Consider the following 18546-nt stretch of genomic DNA (forward strand, 5'->3'; position numbering starts at 1 on the left):
GTTATCACTCAAGATAAAATTCAATGGCTATAGCTGCATCACTTTGCCGATCAGAAGCGAACTATTTGTTTCTATACTAAGTAAAATAAGAGAGCATAAGACCGCAAAGCAACCTTCCAATAAAAGCTTTGCGGTTTTTTTGTTTTAAGAATAAAATGTCGGTGCAATTTTTGCCTAACGGCGAGACTTCTTTTACAATAACGCCTCCACCTCACGCAACACTTCAGCTGCTTTTTCACGAATGACAAGATCAAATTTGTCGTCAAATGGTGTTTCATCCATATTGATAATCGCAATCTTGCCTCTTGCCTCAAGCGGTAATTGATTAACCGGTGATACGCGCAGGCTTGTCCCGATGATAAGCAATAAATCAGAGCGAGCAATTTCTGTAAATGCTTGGCTCCAGACGTCCTGAGGCAGCATTTCCCCAAATAGTACGATGTTAGGCCGCAGCCTTCCACCGCATGATGAGCATGGCTCCTTTTCTAAGAAGGCCTCTAGCGTGGATGGTGTCCCGCAATGATGGCAGTAAATATGATCTAGGCCGCCATGCAGTTGGGCAACATTCTTGCTTCCGGCTCTTTGATGTAAATTTTCCACATTTTGCGTAGCAAGAAATTTCACTATACCTGCTGCTTCCCAGCGCGCTAGGATGTTATGTCCCTCATTAGGCGAAATATTCTGGAGCTGCTGTGCGATCCGTTGTCCGTAAAAGCTATGAAAGGCATCATAGTCATTATCGATTGTATCAACATGCGAAACGGTAAACGGATCATACTTCTTCCATAAGCCTTCAGATGAACGAAAATCAGGAATGCCGCTCTCCGTACTCATGCCTGCTCCCGTTAATACAACCATATGCTTTGCATTTCGCACGAGTGAAGCTAATTGTTCGGCCTTATTCAAAGAAAAACCCCCTTCAATTCCTAATAGATTGCTGCTAGCATTTGTTATTCTTCCAATATGGTCACTATAGGTGAAACCTTTTCTTGCTGTCTAATTCCATTGTAACAGATATATTCATGTGAAAAAAAAGAGAAAATCCTTGTAAAAACAACAGATTTTTTGGCTTTTTTATGTGTAAATCTGTCTAAAATCCAAAGCTCACAGCAGCTTTCATGTATTTCCTCGGAAATTCTACACATTTTTATGTATATTTATCTGAAAAAGTCGAAAAATACTTAGTTAGGCGTGTATAGTTTGTTGGAAATTTGTTCAAAATGATTGCTGAGGTGATGATAGAATGAGAGATGGAGAAAAAAAGCAATCTTCTCGAAAGGTAGTGCGCTTATTCCAAAAGCGCTGGGTATTTCCAACCCTTTATATCGCGTGTGCAGCAATTATTTTGACGGCAGCCCTTTGGTATCAAGCAGCGAAGGATCCAAAGCAGTTTAGTCAAAAGCCATCTGCACCATACAGCAGCCAGCAGGAAAATCCGACTATCTCGGTAACAAGCCCGTCGGAAATCGTGAAAATGCCGGTAGCTGATGCAGATCAGGTTGTAGTGAAAACGAAATTCTATGACGACAAAGCGAAAGCAAAAGAGCAAGAAGAAGCACTTGTATTCTATAACAACACGTACTCTGCTAACACTGGCATTGATCTTGCAGCGAAGAACGGTTCAGCGTTTGACGTAACAGCTGCAGTAAGCGGTACAGTGACAAAGGCAGAAAAGGACGCATTGCTCGGTTATGTTGTAACGGTTGAAAGCGGAAATGGCATTTCAACATTCTACCAAAGCTTAGGCAAGCTGCAAGTAGCGCAAGGTGATACAGTATCACAAGGCGATGTACTTGGTACAGCAGGTATGAATGAATTGAACAAAGACGCAGGTAACCATGTTCACTTTGAAATTCGCAAGGACAATGTTGCAGTAAATCCAGAAAGCTACTTTGAAAAATCAGTTGCTGATATTAAAGTAGAGCAAGCAAGCACAGAGGTGAAGGAAAACAGCACTCAGCCGGCTGAAGAAAAGCAGCCTGCTAAGGATGAAAAGAAACAAACGGATGAAAAAGAGCCAGCGAAGGATGAAAAGAAGCAAACGACTGAAGAAGATGCATCTTCTCAAAGCGACACGTCTTCTGAAGCTGGAGACAGTACAACACCATAAAAAAGAAGCTCCTGAGATCGTTCTTAGGAGCTTCTTTTTTACACTTTAAGAAAGTATAAATTTCTAGCTGGAAGACAATTCGATGTAGTGAGAAATTTTAGGAATAAAATATAAGTGCAACTACGCCTCTGTCTTCGCCCAAGAGCAGGGCTCGCCAATCGGCGAGTTTTCTTTATCATTTTCCGACAGAAGACCTCCACTTCAAGCACGTGATGGGCGTAGCCCAGTGGTAAGGAGGGCACTGAAAAAGTCCACTTAAAGAGAAAAACAAGCTGACCACCTACTATATGCAGAGGATTAGCTTGTTTTTATTTTCTGTATATTGATAAAAGTTTCTTTATTTACCGAAATCACACACTTTTTCAGTGGCCTCGTGGTAAGTGGGGGATGAATGTCGGCTAGGCAATCGCCTAGCCTGTTTGGTAAATAGGGAAATGTAACTGGACAAACGTACGTTCTTTTGGTAATGTATAATTACCAAAATGAACCAGAAGGGAGGAGGAAGGAATGAAGAAGTGCTATTTTTCCAATCGAATCTATAAACACACAATCCCCCACGATTTGAATCAGGAACTCTCTCATTCTCTCCGTCTCTATAATAGAGCCACGCGCACGGCTTATGCTTGGCAAACAAAACATCTACGCACGGGGAACAAGCCGTATGAAGGCACTCTTCACCTTGCGATTAAGAAACGACTTCAGCTGGATGACTACTATACGAATAGCGCAGTCCAACAAGCAAACGCCCTTCGGACATCGCAAAAGGAACTACAAGCGTTGTATGTCAAACAGGTAGACAGTGTCATGAAATCGATTCAAAAGAAATTAAAAAAGGAACGCAGCAAGCTTACAGCATTACGGAAGATGAAGCAATCAGTTGTAGCAGGAAAACCGAAACTGCATAAAAGAATGGGGTATCGGGTGCATCAAACCCCTTCCGGTGCGGTATATGCGCTTCATCGTAAGAACGAGACACATATTTGGTTCTCCCTCTATCTGTTTGAACATCGGCATCTAGATAAAGAACTCAAACGTCTCAAGGCAAGAATCGGACAACTCCAGCATCGTCTCCTTAGGCAGGAGCAGAAAAAGGAGAAATTGAAACAGACGATTTCTTCTGCTTTGTTTGGCTCCCGTTCCTTCTTTCGTAAGCAGTATACAATGGATCAGGATCAAAAGAGCCATGCAGCATGGAGACAAGCATTTCGTCACAAACGAAACGCCAGGATGACCATCTCTGGACGGAAGGATGCGAAGTACGGCAACTTTGTGTTCCAGTATGATGCACAAAACCAAACCTTACACGTCAGAAGTATTACGGGACAAGCGCTTATACTTCCCGATGTGTATTTTCCTTATGGACAAGATCAGGTGCAAGAATCTGTCGCCACGCAGCTTTCCTGTCAGAACAAAAAGAAGTATGGCAAGCCAATCGGTTGGTCCATCGAAGACCATGGTACGTACTATATCATCAAATGTATCGTAGAAGAGCCAGAACATCCTCATCTCAATCACTCAAAAGCAGATGGTGTCATCGGTGTGGACGTTAACTACAATCATATTGCCTTCTCCCATGTGAATGGACAAGGACAATTACTTTCCTCCTCTTGTCTCTATTTCTCCTTAGAAGGAAAACGAAGCGGACAAATCACAAAAATTCTAGAAGCAGAAGCGATTCGTTTGGTGGACATCGCCGTTCAAAGGAATAAGCCGATTGTGTTAGAAGCATTGGATACAACCCTCTCCAAGTCTGCCGGACGTTACCGCAATCGGAAGCAAAATCGAAGAATGAGCCTGTTTGCCTATAAAAAGATGCAGGATGGCATTCACAGCCGAGCTGCCAAAATGGGAGTCGCTGTATTTGAGGTGAATCCTGCCTTCACAAGCCAGATCGGAAAGATGAAGTATATGAAACAGATGCATATTTCGATCCATCAAGCGGCGTCCTACGTCATTGGCAGACGCGGCATGAACTTGAAGGAACAGGTGCCAAAGGGACTGCAAGCCTATACAGAACGCAAGGATGGGGAGCACCACTGGAAGCAATGGAGTGTGTTAACAAGGAGATTCAAAGCACTTCGTCCGCATTTGTTCTATCATGTATCGGGCCAATCGTATCCATTATTCAACAAAGAAATTTGTAACGATGGGCTGACACAAGCAGAACGTGATATTTTGCAGAAGTATGTACCAAAAGTTTGGTTAGAAGAAAGGGAAGCCTGACTTCGTTTGGAATGGCATCATCTGTTCTTGCATCACCATCATTTTGCCGCAAAAGCCAGAAGGATTGAGCTCCGGAATGGTGGGTGCATTGGTGCAAGAACATCGCAACACGTATAGGGTGAAAAAAGAGAAGCAACTATCACTACTTGTATGAGACAAGGTCACCTCGGTGACTTTGTCACGTACAAGAAAGTGTGAGCTCTCCCTATTTGCCCTATGAGAATCCTGTTGAACGGCCCTGTATTTCGCTTCCTAGGAAGAGGATACAGGATCTCCCACCTCAAGGAGCATTAGCGAGTAGGTGGGGGTAGTTCAATTTATCTGCTTGGACACATCCTTGGTAATCTGAATCCTCTACCTACATATATATAGAAAAAGGGGGTGTAGAGACATGTCTCTTATATTTGCTATTGCGGTAGGAATTGTATTTTGGTTTATGATGTTTGCGCTCTATTGGCTGATTACAAGCAATCGCAAGGAGAGCTCCAAGCATTTATCGCAGTATTTAGTAGAAGAATACGATGAAGCGGTAGAACGAAACCGTTAACGACACTCTCCGGCAGTGTCTTTTTTTTGAAGAGATATCATTTGATTTCAGCAACCGTTCTTCAAGGGCGAGTGAAGCTATATTTCATTTTTAGAATAACATACAGAAACGCATCTACTTTCCTTGTATAATGAAGGTAAGGGGGGAAAGATATGGCAGATTTGCTAGATGGAGAAGTTCGATATTATCCAAAGCAACCAGGATCAGACCTTGAGATCACGAATGTTCGTATTATCTCAAAGGGAAGTGTGTATTCCACAAACTATATTGCCAACATAGGGCAAAGCCAAACCGAAAGCAAGGAGCGAAAGCCCTGGGAGCTTCTTTGGATAATAGGAGCTGTCATCTTTATCATGCTGTTTCTAAGGGATCTGATTGAACCGGAACTCAATCTTTTGATGCTTAGTCTTGCTGTCATTTGTGGTTTCGTTGCTTTTTCTTTATATAAAAGTGCTAAAAATGATGTTCCGCTCTATTTCATCCACGTAAAGATGACAACAGGAGACGAGATTTCGCTTTCGTTCAAGGAGCCTAAAGATCGTGAGGAGGCCTTTGACGCACTTAGCAAAGCACTCGCCTTTTGGCGCATTCACCAAACGCCGACAACAAAAACAAGAATGGAACGGTTTCATTCATCATGAAGCAGGAGCTTCATTTGTATAATAGGCAAGCCTCAGCTTTAGAGTGTTGTCCCGCACCGGAACCCAACAATTTAATATCCCTTCCTGCAGAAAGACAAACAGCGATCCTGCTTTTTTGTATCATTTTGCGAAATCCATGTGAAGGAGAGAAGAGCTTGTATAACGGTGTAGATTCCCAGTTTAACAGGCTCTTTTTGCTGCTGGTGAGACTGTCCTTCCCAACATTCCTCTAAGTTTTCAAGAAAAATTCACTTTTTCTCATAAAAACTTGTAATTTTTGTCATCTTAGTCCGCAAAAATGCGCTCATTGTAGCATATAACCCGAACACGCACAATACAATGTTATAAAGTGAGACGGCTATCCAATGGCTGTCGAGCAAACCGGGCTGCTGGTAATGAGCGCGGAATAAACTTAACAGAGAGAGTGTTTGAGGTGAGAAATCGTGGAACATTTCATGATAAACAGCAAGGATTCTAAGACTTATGACCCACACTCGAACTTACTTCCATGTACAGTGCAGCGAGTCTCATTTCACGCTTCTCACATCCATTTTAGGGAGGCGAGTGGTGTGCACGATTACATCAAAGAGAGAACTATCAAGATTGGAAAGTATATCGTGGAGACAAGAAAAACAGTTCGCGTGATTGCAAAGGAATTTGGTGTATCAAAGAGTACCGTTCACAAGGACCTAACGGAACGGCTGCCCGAAATCAATCCTGAGCTCGCGAATGAAGTGAAGGAGATTTTAGACTATCATAAATCAATTCGTCACCTTCGCGGCGGAGAAGCAACAAAGCAGAAGTATCGCAAGGAAGAAACGGAAAAAACGGTACGGCAATAGGGAGATTCCCGCAAACCTCCGGTCCACCTTAAGGAACTTTGAATCGAAAAATCTTAATACACTTGTTACGTTTACGTAAAACTTGTGATAAAATTTTAAATTAGGTGTGAAAGAATTCGGCGCTCAGCATGAGTGAAGAATCAAGGAGGATTTGACTGGGATGTTTGCAAGAGATATTGGAATCGACCTTGGCACGGCCAATGTATTGATTCATGTAAAAGGTAAAGGAATTGTATTGAATGAACCGTCTGTTGTCGCAATCGACCGCAATACAGGAAAAGTATTGGCGGTAGGGGAAGAAGCAAGACGTATGGTAGGACGTACACCTGGTAATATTGTGGCGATTCGTCCGCTAAAAGACGGAGTAATTGCAGACTTTGATGTTACAGAAGCAATGTTGAAGCATTTCATTAATAAATTAAATGTGAAAGGCTTCTTATCTAAGCCTCGTATCTTAATCTGTTGCCCAACGAACATTACATCGGTTGAACAAAAAGCCATTCGTGAAGCAGCTGAGAAATCAGGCGGCAAGAAGGTGTATCTAGAAGAGGAGCCAAAGGTAGCTGCGATTGGAGCTGGGATGGACATTTTTCAGCCGAGCGGGAACATGGTTGTGGACATCGGAGGAGGTACAACGGATGTCGCGGTGCTTTCTATGGGCGATATCGTAACCTCCTCCTCCATAAAAATGGCGGGCGATAAGTTTGATTCGGAAATTCTAAGCTATGTTAAGCGTAAATACAAGCTTTTAATCGGAGAACGAACTGCTGAGGATGTTAAGATTAAGGTCGGCACAGTATTCCCAGGTGCACGTAAGGAAGAAATCGATATTCGCGGACGTGACATGGTATCAGGCTTACCGCGTACAATTACAATTGGCTCTGAAGAAATCCAGCAAGCGCTTAAGGAAAATGCAGATGTCATTGTACAAGCTGCTAAGGGTGTGCTAGAACGTACGCCTCCTGAATTATCCGCCGATATTATCGACCGCGGTGTTATCCTGACGGGCGGCGGTGCACTGCTGCACGGCATTGACATGCTGCTTGCGGAAGAACTAAAAGTACCAGTATTGATCGCAGAAGACCCGATGCAATGTGTTGGAATTGGAACGGGTATAATGCTGGATAATATTGATAGGCTGCCAAAACGGAGCCTTGTTTAAGGGATAGAAGCTGATTTAACAAGTATGTTATGTGCTTGTTAAATCAGCTTTTTTGAGTTCAACTCCGACTGCTACAAAGAATGAGCAGAAAGAAGAATGAATGGTTTGACACATTGCAGTATTATGGGAGGCTCCTCAAGGTATGATGAGTATTTTCTGTATCAGCTTTGAGAAAAAGGGGGACTATAATGCACATCAGTACTATCTCTGAAGTAAAAGTCCTTTTGTTTTTTATATTTGGTGGTAACCTAGATGTATTATGTTTTTTGTATAGCCTTTGGAATATGTAGTCCTAGGCATTTAAGAACTATGTTACTCTGGTACTCCAAAATGCTTACCTATAACCTCGTTCCAGTCTAAGCGGACTTATATAAATCGTGCTATATAATAGCTGGTTTTTACAGAACTTCATTAAATAAATTTTACATACAGAAATTGGAGATACTTCAAACTAGATAAAGGTATATGCTATGAAGCAGCTATCTTACTTAATATCAGACCTAGTTACTTTACTCGAAATCTGCATAAGGGTGTAAAGGTTTTAGATGAAGTTATATCATATGCATTAAATTGTGTATAAAAAACATCTGGAAAGTATTTTGAATTGTTATTTCAAAGGAGTGTCCAAGTTTAGATAACATTAAATTCTTTGCGAATGAATGCCAGGCGTACTTCAAATAACGTAAAATATGGAATTTATTGTGATTTTTTACGGATTACTTCTATAATATATAACGCTATTTATAAAGATAGAGATCCCTATTGATATTTGTTTATTCACAAAATGAGATGACAATGGGATAATAGGTAATGTACATTACATGTCCAGTTTATATGCAGTAGAAAGGAGAGAAGGATATGCTAGACATTCAACAAATTAAAGAAATTATCCCACATCGTTATCCGTTCTTGCTCATCGATCAAATTCTTGAGGTGGAAGAAGGGAAGCGGGCTATCGGTATTAAGAATGTAACCGCAAATGAAGAATTTTTTAATGGTCATTTCCCTGAATTCCCGGTAATGCCAGGCGTGCTAATCGTAGAGGCATTGGCACAGGTTGGCGCAGTTGCTATGCTGAAAAAGGAAGAAAACCAAGGTAAGCTTGCTTTATTTGCAGGAATCGATAACTGCCGCTTCAAAAGACAGGTGCGCCCTGGTGATCAGCTTCGTCTTGAGGTTGAAATGACGCGTGTACGCGGTGTTATCGGCAAAGGAAAGGGCATCGCGACAGTAAACGGTGAGGTTGCGTGTGAGTTGGAAATGACGTTTGCGCTTGGGAAGTAAGAACTGTGGTTCAAACATCCTGAGAGTGTCGATAAAATCATTTTTCAACAGCTTAGAATAAGGACCGTCATAGACGGTCCTTATTCTTTCCGAAAAAGGGATGATATATTTGTTACATTTTAATGTAAAAAAAGGGAGTATGTATTCTTTACGTTATTAATGTAAAAAAGGGATTATATTTTTTTATATTATTAATGTAAAAAAGAGATTATATATTTGTTACATTTTAATTTGAAAAATGTTACTTGTCTGTATATTATGTGAAGGAATACTTTATTCTGAAAATGATATAAATACATGAGTTTGTTTCTAAATACATTTTCTTGTGGAGATTCTTATTTGGATGAAACAATATCTACTATTAGTCATTCTGCAATCGGTGACTAGGTTATAACGATAGGTCATTTTGTTATTCTAATATATCTTTTGTATGTGATTTTACCGAAAACGCTTTCAGTTAATTTCTGTATTTTCTCTGTTTGTAAGTAAAAATATTACATAATTTGTGTTGTAAATAAATGAAGGGTTGTGTATTATTTTGTTATGCAATTCGTAATTAACAGGGATTAACAGAAGTTTTTATAAGATTATCCAAAAATTCACATACGAGATTCGATAGAATGATCGTATTTTTTTATGATATAATGTTTTTTGTGTTCACGGGGTAGTAACGTAATTTTATAATAAGAAATTTCAAAATCTATATATACATGGAGGAGAATATGGAAGAGACAATTAGCTTCAAGGAATTATTTCTCATCGTACGAAAACGACTAACTATGATTATTGGTATTACCTTTATAGTAACACTAATAAGTGCTATAGTAAGTTTCTACTTTATCACTCCGGTCTACCAATCTTCTACACAGATTCTTGTGAATCAAAAGAGAGAACAAGGGGTAGTAAACGCAGGAGATGTACAAACAAACTTACAGTTAGTTAACACATATAACGTTATTATAAAGAGTCCTGCCATTCTGGAGAAGGTTAAAGATCAATTGAAGTTAGATATGTCTGTACAGCAGCTTACTAACAAGGTTACTGTAGCAGCCGAGAAACAGTCTCAAGTTATTTCTATTACTGTTGAAGATACAAAGCCAGAGTTAGCAAGGGACATTGCGAATACAACGGCAGCAGTATTCCAAGCAGAAGTTACGAAAATTATGAATATCGATAACGTAACAATTTTGTCTAAGGCTGACGTAGTAAAAGGTCAATCACCTGTGAAACCGCGTCCGATAATAAATATTGCAATTGCATTTGTGGTAGGATTGATCTTGTCTGGTGGTTTAGCATTCTTATTGGATTACTTGGATAACACTATTAAAGGAGAGCAAGATATAGAAACAATCCTAGGTTTACCAGTTCTTGGTGTTATTACACAGATGGAAGAAAAGAAAACTATCTCAGCAGTAGTAACGAAAGTGAGGGAGCAAACAATTGGGTCTTAAAAAACAAGTTCAACAAACTATCCGTCAATTAATTGCCCATAGTGAACCAAAATCTCCGATCTCTGAGCAATACCGAAACGTTCGGACAAATATTCAATTTTCGGCAGTGGATACAGATGTGCGTTCCTTCATTGTGACATCATCTAATCCAGCGGAAGGGAAAACCACAACAACTGGTAATCTTGCTGTTGTGTTTGCCCAACAAGGAAAAAAGGTGCTTTTAATTGATGCTGATTTGCGTAAGCCAGCTATGCACACAATGTTCCGGACAGAGAACACTCTGGGGCTAACAAGTATATTATCTAACCAAAATACACTTAAAAGCTGTGTAAGAGAAACAGAAATAGAAAACCTGGATTTTCTGCCAGCTGGAGCTGTACCGCCAAACCCTGCTGAATTATTAGGATCGAGCAAAATGGAAGAATTACTAAATAAGGCATATGAATCATACGATCTAGTTATCCTTGATACACCACCTGTTTTGGCGGTGACAGATGCACAAGTGATGGCTAATAAATGTGATGGAATTGTACTTGTAGTACGTAGCGCTCAGACAGAGAAGGAAGAAGCTTTAAAGGCAAAAAGATTATTAGAAAATTCAAAAGGTAAATTGTTGGGTGCTGTCCTAAATGCTAAGAAACAAGATAGTGACTATTATTACTATTACGGTCAAAATTAATAGGTAAGGAGGAGGAAGTTGCGATGATCGATTTGCATTGCCATATATTGCCAGGTGTTGATGATGGGGCAAAAACAATAGAGGAAAGTTTGCAGATGGCAAAAGAGGCTATGCAGCAAGGAATTCATACAATTGTCGCAACTCCTCACCATCAGAACGGGAAATACAATAATGAGAAGCAAGTAATTCTTGAAAAAGTAAATGAACTAAATGCAGTTTTAAAGGAGCAAGACATCGCTGTTAAAATTTTACCAGGACAAGAAATCCGTTTGTATGGTGAATTTCTACAAGATTATGATTCTGGGACAATTCTCACGAAGAACGAAACGGGGAAGTATGTCCTAGTAGAGTTTCCATCTAATCATGTACCGCGTTATGCAGAATCCTTGCTGTATGATATTCAGCTAAAGGGACTTATACCTATCATCGCCCATCCGGAACGCAATACAGAAATCATCGAAAGACCGGGTCTTTTGTATAATTTAATTAAGAAGGGCGCGCTGTCACAAGTAACAGCTGCCAGTTTGACTGGGGATTTTGGGAAAAAGATTAAAAAGTTTTCTATGCAGCTTGTTGAACATAATCTAGCACATATGATTGCATCTGATGCTCATAATATCACAACTAGATCTTTTAAATTAAGAGAAGCTTACGATGTGTTAGAAAAAGAGTTTGGAACAGATGTGCATTATTTATTCCAAGAAACAGTGTATTCTATTATCAGCGGTCAACCTATTTATAAATTGGACCCTGAACAAATCCGTAAGAAAAAGCTGTTTGGGATTTTCTAATTATAATAAGCAGTAATCAGTTGTTATCATCATTCACAGTATTGGATGGTTTGATATATGGATAACCAGTTTTATCTTATGATGTTAGTTGATGTGTTTTGGGGTAAACGTAAATTTTTAGACTAAAAATCTTAGTTATCGAATTATGGTTTATCGATTGAATGGATAGTTAATATTTTTAGTCTGATTCCATTAAATAGAAATTTTAAGTAGGGGGAGAAGCAAGGATGAGTAAAGTTAGAAAAGCAATTATTCCAGCAGCAGGATTGGGGACTAGATTTTTACCAGCAACAAAAGCGATGCCGAAGGAAATGCTACCGATTGTTGATAAACCGACTATTCAGTATATAGTAGAAGAGGCTATTGAGTCAGGGATTGAAGATATTATTATTGTAACTGGTAAAGGAAAACGTGCAATCGAAGATCATTTTGACCATGCATTTGAGTTAGAGCAAAACCTATTAGAAAAGGGGAAGCATGACTTACTTGCGAAGGTACAAGAATCCTCTAAAGTAAACCTCCATTATATCCGTCAAAAAGATCCTAAGGGGCTTGGACATGCAGTATGGTGCGCAAGAAACTTCATTGGCAATGAGCCATTTGCAGTACTGCTTGGCGATGATATTGTACAAGCTGAAACACCAGGCTTACAACAACTGATGGAACAATATGAAGAAACAAAAGCATCGGTTATTGGGGTACAAACTGTAGCAGACAACGAAACGCATCGTTATGGAATCATTGATCCATTAGGGCAATCAGGCCGTCGTTATCAAGTAAATCAGTTTGTAGAAAAACCAGCTCCTGGTACTGCACCTTCTAACCTAGCTATCATGGGACGTTATGTTTTAACACCAGAAATTTTTATGTTCTTAGAGCAGCAAGAGACTGGTGCTGGTGGAGAAATTCAATTAACGGATGCAATTCAAAAATTGAATGAGATTCAGCGTGTATTTGCGTATGACTTTGAAGGTAAACGTTACGACGTAGGTGAGAAGTTAGGGTTTATTCAAACAAGTATTGAATTTGCTTTACAGCATGATGACTTAAGAGAAGAGCTTTTAAACTTTATGAATGAAGTGTTGAAAAAAGAAAATACTTTAGTATAGTAGGTGGGATGAGCGTGGATATAGCAAAGTTGTCAAATAGTAGCGTATCTCAAGCAGAATCCCAAGTGATTTCAAAACAAGAAGTAAATAGTAATAAATCATATTTGCTGGCTAAGCGATGTGTTGATATCACTGGGGCATTATGCGGCATTATTTTGTTGCTCTTCCTTTTTATCATAATAGCTATAATAATTAAGATTGAAGATCCTAAGGGACCTGTATTTTTTAAACAAAAGCGTATTGGGAAAGACGGAAAAGAGTTCTATATGTATAAGTTTCGCTCAATGGTAACTGATGCAGAAGAACGTTTAAAGGATTTGTTAAAGTATAACGAAATTTCTGGTGCTATGTTTAAAATGAAAGAGGATCCTAGGATTACTAAAATAGGGAAATTTATACGTAAGACTAGTATAGATGAGCTTCCGCAGCTTTGGAATGTATTAAGAGGAGATATGAGCCTTGTTGGACCAAGACCTCCGCTTCCTCGTGAGGTAGCAGAATATACAACGCATGACATGCAAAGATTACTTGTAGTTCCAGGATGCACTGGACTCTGGCAAGTGAGCGGACGTAACGATCTTAATTTCGATCAAATGGTTGAGCTTGATATACAATACATCAAAAAAAGAAGCTTTATGTTTGATGTAAAGATTATTTTAAAAACTGTTAAGGTATTATTAGGTTCTGATAACGCTTATTGAAGTGTCCTCCTTTGATTTCTATATTTAAATAAGTCTCCCTTGCTATTTGTTTGTACTAAAAAGTGAGGGAGATTGTTTTTATCGGTTATAGCTTATAGGTGAGCTAGCGTTATACTAAGTAAAGTCTAAAAGGATGACTATTGTGAATTTTACAGTTAAAATTACTACTTTTTTGTTACTGCTTATGTTTTTCCAGGATTTAATAGCTGTCAATCTTAGTGAAACTGCAGCTGGGTATTTTACCTTTCTTGATGAGTTGTTCATCATATGTGGTTTAAGTTTTGTGATTTTGAGATCTAGATCTATTAGGAAGAGCACGTTGACGTTACTGTTAATTATGCTAGGTATCCTATTACTTGGTTTTTTATCTGGTGCATCCCACAAGGTACCTTTCGATATTACCTTAAAAGGAGCTTTTTTGGCAGTAAAGGGAATGCTACTCTTTTTCATTTTTAAGAACCTTAAGTTTTCGGAGACAGACATTGCAAAAATTATGAAATTAATTTACGTATTGGGGCTTGTCTCTATATTTTTTGCTGTAGTCGATATCCTATTTAAAGAAAGCTTTCGAAACCTATTGCATACTAACAATAAGTTGGATACTAGGTCGAACATTTTAAGTGTCCAATCAATATTCATTCATCCGGGTGTTTATGGATGGTTTACCTTATTTGTGGGTCTCTATTTTTTAGCGCAATATCTAATAAAGGGAGAGAAAAAGGCTTTTATTTACACAGGTGTGTTTTTCGTTTTTTCAATCCTTTCCTTACGATCCAAGGTGTTAATGGCTATAGGTGCTATTCTCCTCTTGGTAACGATCAAAAGACGTATTTATATTATTGGATTAACATTCCTTGGAATTATCGTTTTCTTGCTGTTTGGTGATGTAATAATGGATTTGGTTCAGCTAACTACTGATCGCTATATATCCGCAGATGCTACGGAATCGGCACGTAAGGCATTATACGAGACAGGATATTTAATAGGTCTAAATGAGTTTCCTTTAGGGGAAGGATTTGGACGTTTTGGAAGTTGGATTGCAAGGGTAGAATATAGTCCAGTTTATTATGAATATGGTCTTAATAATGTATATGGTTTAAAACCAGACAATCCTATTTGGGCTACCGATACGTATTGGCCGTCTATCATGGGCGAAATTGGAATTATCGGTATGATTTTATTAATTTCATTTTTTGCTTTCGCACTTAGGTACATCTATGTCAAGTTTCGTGATCTTGACTTTAGCAAGGATATTAAAGTTTTTCTTCTTTTTTCCTTGTTTGTAATTGTACAAAGCTTAATTGAATCAACAGGAGAGCAAATATATAATTCTGCACCACAGTACATTTATATTTTTGCTGTAATCGGTATAGCCTTTTCTCTTATAGAAAATCGAAATAATGTGGGGAGCTATAATAAGTGATGAAAAAAATTATGGTTGTAGGTTCATCTCTGAAGGATAGAGGTGGAATAGTAACAGTCATGGATAATATTATGAATTCTTCTTTAAAAGAGGAATTTAAATTTGAATTAGTTGAAACCTATATAACGGGAAGTAAGAAAGAAAGAGCAGTGATGTACTTTAAAGGTTTAAGAAAACTGCTTAGTAAGTTAATGACAGATAAGCCTGATTTGGTGCATATCCATATGTCATATAAAGGAAGCTTCTATAGAAAATCTTTAATTTTGCTTTTAGTAAAATTATTTAAAGTTCCTGTTTTTATCCATGTGCATGGATCAAGCTTTAAGGATTTCTATTCTTCCTTAGGTAATCTAGGGAAAAAGTATTGTCATTTTATACTCAATCAGCCAGAGAGACTGATTGTTTTGTCAAATGAGTGGTACAACTTTTTTTCCCAGTTTGTCAATAAGAATAATATTGAAACCTTATATAACGCTGTTCCGGAAATAGATCAGGAATTTAGTAGAAACAACATAGAGCCAGCTTGCTTATTTATGGGAAGATTGGGACAGAGAAAAGGAACATATGACTTACTAAAGAGTATAAAAATTCTTAAAGATAAAGGTGTTAAAGGTAAGTTCCTGTTGGCTGGTGACGGTGAAATAGAGGAAGTCAAAAAAGAATTAGTTAGCCTCAATATCGAAGATTATGTAAGTCTTTTAGGATGGATTAATAATGAGGAGAAGAAGGAATTGTTGATCCAGTCAGATATTTTAGTTTTACCTTCGTATAATGAGGGATTACCGATGGCAATCTTGGAGGGAATGAGCTACGGTCTACCGATTGTGAGCACTCCAGTGGGAGGAATTCCTGAGGCTGTTGAGCATGGAAGAAATGGATTCCTTGTAGAGCCAGGGACTGTAGATGATTTAGCCCTTTATCTTGAGAAGCTGATTGATGATGCTCAGCTTCGCATTACTATGGGTAAGGAAAATCAAAATGCTATTCGTCAATCCTTCAGCTTAAATACTTTAATGAAACAGTTGTCTAAAGCTTACAATCAAGCAATAGAAAATAAATAAGAAGGGGGCAGTGGACAAATGAAAATATGTCTTGTTAGCTCTTCTGGCGGTCACCTTTCACAGCTAAAGGAACTAATAAAAGTAGTGAAAGATAAAGATTATTTTATCGTAACAGAGAAGAACTTAGTAAATTTGCCATTGAAAAAATCTCATAGAGCGTATTTCTTAAATCAGCAAGAAAGAAAAAGTGCTAAATTTTTATTTGATTTTATAACGAATCTTTTAAAAGCATTTTTTATCCTAATAAAAGAAAGACCCCAGTTAATTATAACTACTGGTGCAGGTGCAGTAATTCCTCTGGCTATTTTGGGGAAACTTATGGGGGCAAAACTAGTATTTATTGAGAGCTTTGCAAAAATTGATTCCCCTACAATAACAGGGAGAATACTGTATAAATTTGCAGATCGTTTCTATATTCAGTGGGAGGAGCTTAGAAAGCATTATCCTGACGCTATTTATAGGGGGACAATATATTGATCTTTGTTACAGTTGGCACACAAAAATTTCAATTTGATCGTTTGTTTAAGGAATTGGATCTCTTAATTGAGAAAAAGGTGATTAAAGAAGAAGTATTTGCGCAAATCGGATATACTTCGTACGTTCCAAAGCATTTTAAATATTCTCAATTAATTACTGAAGACGAAATGAATAACTATGTTGCACAGGCAAGCTTAGTTATCACTCACTCTGGAACTAGTTCAATTATAAAGAGTTTAAAACACGATAAAAAGGTTCTAGTAGTGCCAAGGATGTCCAAATTTAAAGAGCATGTTGATGATCATCAATTAGAATTAGCGCATGTATTTGAGGAGAAAAATGTCGTTGAAGTGGTGTATGACATCAAGGATTTAGCAGATAAAATGGAAGTCTGCAGAACGAAGCAATATGATGAAATCTCACTAGACAACTCAAAACTCCTGCAATCAATTGGCGATTATATTGATGAGTTAATAAAACAATAAAGAGGAATGTTATGTCTAAAGGAGTATTAAAAGCTGGATTAGCACTATTCATTATTTCTGTAGCAAGTAAATTATTGGGTTTTGTCAGGGAAATGCTAGTGGCAAATTACTATGGAACGTCGTATGTTGCAGATGCTTATTATATCGCACAAACACCTAGTACATTGGCCATAACATTTTCAATGGCGATTAGCAGTGTATTTTTACCGCTTTTTGTTAAATACTCTTCTGATAGAAAACAGTCTTTTTTATTTGCTAATAACGTTTTGGTATTATTCTTAGCAGCTGTTGTTGCAATTTATATCTTTGTAATGCTGTTTACAGAATTATTTGTTGGTACTTTAGCACCAGGATTACCTGCTCAGGCAGAAAGCTTATCAATACTATTAGTGAAAATTTTATTCCCATTAGTATTTATTGTAATAGCTGTGCAAATATATACGTTAATGTTAAATACATTTAATGATTATGTTGCATCTGCTGCTAGTGTTCTTCCCAATAATATCATAATCATTGTATACCTTTGGATATTTGGAGATAAGTATGGCATTACAGGCGTTACCATTGTTACTTTAGTAGCATCTGTGATTCAACTTTTTATACTCTATCTACTCCTAAGAAAACATAATTACACGATCATGAATACTACAGAAGTTTGGGGCGTGAACTCCAAGGAGTTTATCTTATTGCTTCTGCCTATCATCGTTAGTTCTGGGTTTAATCAATTAAACTCTGTTGTTGATCGGATATTGGCGTCAGGTATTTCTGAAGGGGCAATTGCGTCACTTTCCTATGCATTTAGGCTAAGGGGGATTGCGACAGGAATTTTCATAACGCCGATAATTACCTTAACATTTCCTAAACTAGCCAGACATTCTCACAAGAAGGATTACACGCAAGTAAGTGAATTAACACACAAAAGCTTATTTTCAGTTTTTGTGCTGCTTCTTCCCTTAACTTTAATATTTATGTTCTTTAGTAAGGAAATAATTGAAATCCTTTTAGAAAGAGGAAACTTTGATAGTAGAGCTACCGAGATGACTTCTGGTATATTTTGGGCTTATTCGTTAGGGATAATAGCTATTGGATTTAGAGAAGTTACCTTAAGAGCCTTCTATAGCTATGGAGATACGAAAACCCCAACATATATTATGATTATTGGCTCAATATCTAATGTTATTTTAAGTTATCTTTTCATAAAATGGTTTGGTTTAACTGGACTCGGTTTGTCCTCTAGTATTTCCTTTGTTATTACGGCTCTAATCACTATTGTAGCACTCAAAAAGAACTTAAGCTCAATCTGGTCCAGACCGTTTATTCAGCAAATGCTAAGACTTACATTGGTTACTGGCATTGTCGGTGGAACAATTTATTATTTAAAATACTTAAACCTCATTCATTTTTTATTGATGGATAATAAATATCTAAAAATTCTTGGTTTAGGTCTCTACGGTATCTTTGCTTATTTATTATTCATATTGCTGCTCGTTGTATTAAAGGAAGAAGAAATCTTAACTTTAATTAAGAAGCTATCTAAAAAAATAAAAGGATGAAGCCCTC

The 18546-nt window shown here is 38.0% G+C and carries 18 protein-coding genes; 17 read left to right on the top strand and 1 reads right to left on the bottom strand.

The genetic code is table 11. The features are described from left to right. Positions 1-192 precede the first annotated feature (192 nt). Complete coding sequence (locus AAHB12_RS07395) at positions 193-906, bottom strand: SIR2 family NAD-dependent protein deacylase (protein ID WP_342044805.1); 714 nt, start codon at positions 904-906, stop codon at positions 193-195. A 337-nt stretch (positions 907-1243) separates the two neighbouring features. Between AAHB12_RS07395 and AAHB12_RS07400 the strand changes: the two genes are divergently transcribed. The 17 genes from AAHB12_RS07400 to murJ all read left to right on the top strand — a co-directional run bounded on the left by AAHB12_RS07400 (position 1244) and on the right by murJ (position 18539). Next, positions 1244-2110 (top strand): M23 family metallopeptidase, encoded by an 867-nt coding sequence (locus AAHB12_RS07400; RefSeq protein WP_342044806.1) that lies wholly within the window; start codon positions 1244-1246, stop codon positions 2108-2110. 507 nt (positions 2111-2617) lie between these two features. After that, positions 2618-4333: an IS200/IS605 family accessory protein TnpB-related protein gene (locus AAHB12_RS07405; protein ID WP_342044807.1), complete on the top strand. Its 1716-nt coding sequence runs from the start codon at positions 2618-2620 to the stop codon at positions 4331-4333. 391 nt (positions 4334-4724) lie between these two features. After that, complete coding sequence (locus AAHB12_RS07410) at positions 4725-4880, top strand: ABC transporter ATP-binding protein (RefSeq protein WP_342044808.1); 156 nt, start codon at positions 4725-4727, stop codon at positions 4878-4880. 152 nt (positions 4881-5032) lie between these two features. Next, entirely contained in the window at positions 5033-5521 is a 489-nt protein-coding gene (locus AAHB12_RS07415; protein WP_129727544.1) for a hypothetical protein, read from the top strand. Between the two features lie 569 nt (positions 5522-6090). Next, positions 6091-6363: a sporulation transcriptional regulator SpoIIID gene (gene spoIIID / locus AAHB12_RS07420; protein WP_129727545.1), complete on the top strand. Its 273-nt coding sequence runs from the start codon at positions 6091-6093 to the stop codon at positions 6361-6363. Between the two features lie 160 nt (positions 6364-6523). Beyond that, positions 6524-7525 (top strand): rod shape-determining protein, encoded by a 1002-nt coding sequence (gene mreB, locus AAHB12_RS07425; protein WP_129727546.1) that lies wholly within the window; start codon positions 6524-6526, stop codon positions 7523-7525. An 858-nt stretch (positions 7526-8383) separates the two neighbouring features. Further along, positions 8384-8809 carry a 3-hydroxyacyl-ACP dehydratase FabZ gene (fabZ, locus tag AAHB12_RS07430; protein ID WP_342044809.1) on the top strand — a complete coding sequence of 142 codons (426 nt, stop codon included), beginning with the start codon at positions 8384-8386 and terminating at the stop codon, positions 8807-8809. A gap of 722 nt (positions 8810-9531) precedes the next feature. After that, on the top strand, positions 9532-10260 hold the full coding sequence (locus AAHB12_RS07435) for a YveK family protein (RefSeq protein ID WP_342044810.1): 729 nt from the start codon (positions 9532-9534) through the stop codon (positions 10258-10260). Continuing rightward, positions 10250-10939: a CpsD/CapB family tyrosine-protein kinase gene (locus tag AAHB12_RS07440; RefSeq protein WP_342044811.1), complete on the top strand. Its 690-nt coding sequence runs from the start codon at positions 10250-10252 to the stop codon at positions 10937-10939. Before AAHB12_RS07435 ends, AAHB12_RS07440 begins: the two co-directional genes overlap by 11 nt. A 23-nt stretch (positions 10940-10962) precedes the next feature. After that, the gene (locus tag AAHB12_RS07445) at positions 10963-11730 is read left to right on the top strand and encodes a tyrosine-protein phosphatase (RefSeq protein ID WP_342044812.1); all 768 of its coding nucleotides are present in this window, start codon (positions 10963-10965) and stop codon (positions 11728-11730) included. A 227-nt stretch (positions 11731-11957) separates the two neighbouring features. Beyond that, positions 11958-12839, top strand: coding sequence for a UTP--glucose-1-phosphate uridylyltransferase GalU (galU, locus tag AAHB12_RS07450; protein WP_342044813.1), 882 nt, complete (start codon positions 11958-11960; stop codon positions 12837-12839). 14 nt (positions 12840-12853) lie between these two features. Continuing rightward, a complete protein-coding gene (locus AAHB12_RS07455) occupies positions 12854-13540 on the top strand; it encodes a sugar transferase (RefSeq protein ID WP_342044814.1) in 687 nt (228 codons plus the stop codon). A gap of 319 nt (positions 13541-13859) precedes the next feature. Further along, entirely contained in the window at positions 13860-14963 is a 1104-nt protein-coding gene (locus tag AAHB12_RS07460; RefSeq protein WP_342044815.1) for a hypothetical protein, read from the top strand. Further along, positions 14963-16024, top strand: a complete 1062-nt coding sequence (locus tag AAHB12_RS07465) for a glycosyltransferase family 4 protein (RefSeq protein ID WP_342044894.1) — start codon at positions 14963-14965, stop codon at positions 16022-16024. The genes AAHB12_RS07460 and AAHB12_RS07465 overlap by 1 nt, the downstream gene beginning before the upstream one ends. Before the next feature lie 18 nt (positions 16025-16042). Beyond that, positions 16043-16501 carry a PssD/Cps14F family polysaccharide biosynthesis glycosyltransferase gene (gene pssD / locus AAHB12_RS07470; RefSeq protein WP_342044816.1) on the top strand — a complete coding sequence of 153 codons (459 nt, stop codon included), beginning with the start codon at positions 16043-16045 and terminating at the stop codon, positions 16499-16501. Beyond that, positions 16498-16986: a PssE/Cps14G family polysaccharide biosynthesis glycosyltransferase gene (gene pssE, locus AAHB12_RS07475; RefSeq protein ID WP_342044817.1), complete on the top strand. Its 489-nt coding sequence runs from the start codon at positions 16498-16500 to the stop codon at positions 16984-16986. The genes pssD and pssE overlap by 4 nt, the downstream gene beginning before the upstream one ends. Before the next feature lie 11 nt (positions 16987-16997). Continuing rightward, positions 16998-18539 (top strand): murein biosynthesis integral membrane protein MurJ, encoded by a 1542-nt coding sequence (gene murJ / locus AAHB12_RS07480; protein ID WP_342044818.1) that lies wholly within the window; start codon positions 16998-17000, stop codon positions 18537-18539. The last annotated feature ends 7 nt before the right edge of the window (positions 18540-18546 follow it).

The sequence above is a fragment of the Bacillus sp. OTU530 genome, assembly GCF_038440375.1.

Coding starts and splice junctions, on each gene's coding strand:
- fabZ (WP_342044809.1), top strand. CDS start 8,384: ATGCTAGACATTCAACAAATTAAAGAAATTATCCCACATCGTTATCCG.
- AAHB12_RS07410 (WP_342044808.1), top strand. CDS start 4,725: ATGTCTCTTATATTTGCTATTGCGGTAGGAATTGTATTTTGGTTTATG.
- galU (WP_342044813.1), top strand. CDS start 11,958: ATGAGTAAAGTTAGAAAAGCAATTATTCCAGCAGCAGGATTGGGGACT.
- AAHB12_RS07445 (WP_342044812.1), top strand. CDS start 10,963: ATGATCGATTTGCATTGCCATATATTGCCAGGTGTTGATGATGGGGCA.
- AAHB12_RS07400 (WP_342044806.1), top strand. CDS start 1,244: ATGAGAGATGGAGAAAAAAAGCAATCTTCTCGAAAGGTAGTGCGCTTA.
- AAHB12_RS07405 (WP_342044807.1), top strand. CDS start 2,618: ATGAAGAAGTGCTATTTTTCCAATCGAATCTATAAACACACAATCCCC.
- murJ (WP_342044818.1), top strand. CDS start 16,998: ATGTCTAAAGGAGTATTAAAAGCTGGATTAGCACTATTCATTATTTCT.
- mreB (WP_129727546.1), top strand. CDS start 6,524: ATGTTTGCAAGAGATATTGGAATCGACCTTGGCACGGCCAATGTATTG.
- pssD (WP_342044816.1), top strand. CDS start 16,043: ATGAAAATATGTCTTGTTAGCTCTTCTGGCGGTCACCTTTCACAGCTA.
- AAHB12_RS07465 (WP_342044894.1), top strand. CDS start 14,963: ATGAAAAAAATTATGGTTGTAGGTTCATCTCTGAAGGATAGAGGTGGA.
- AAHB12_RS07415 (WP_129727544.1), top strand. CDS start 5,033: ATGGCAGATTTGCTAGATGGAGAAGTTCGATATTATCCAAAGCAACCA.
- AAHB12_RS07435 (WP_342044810.1), top strand. CDS start 9,532: ATGGAAGAGACAATTAGCTTCAAGGAATTATTTCTCATCGTACGAAAA.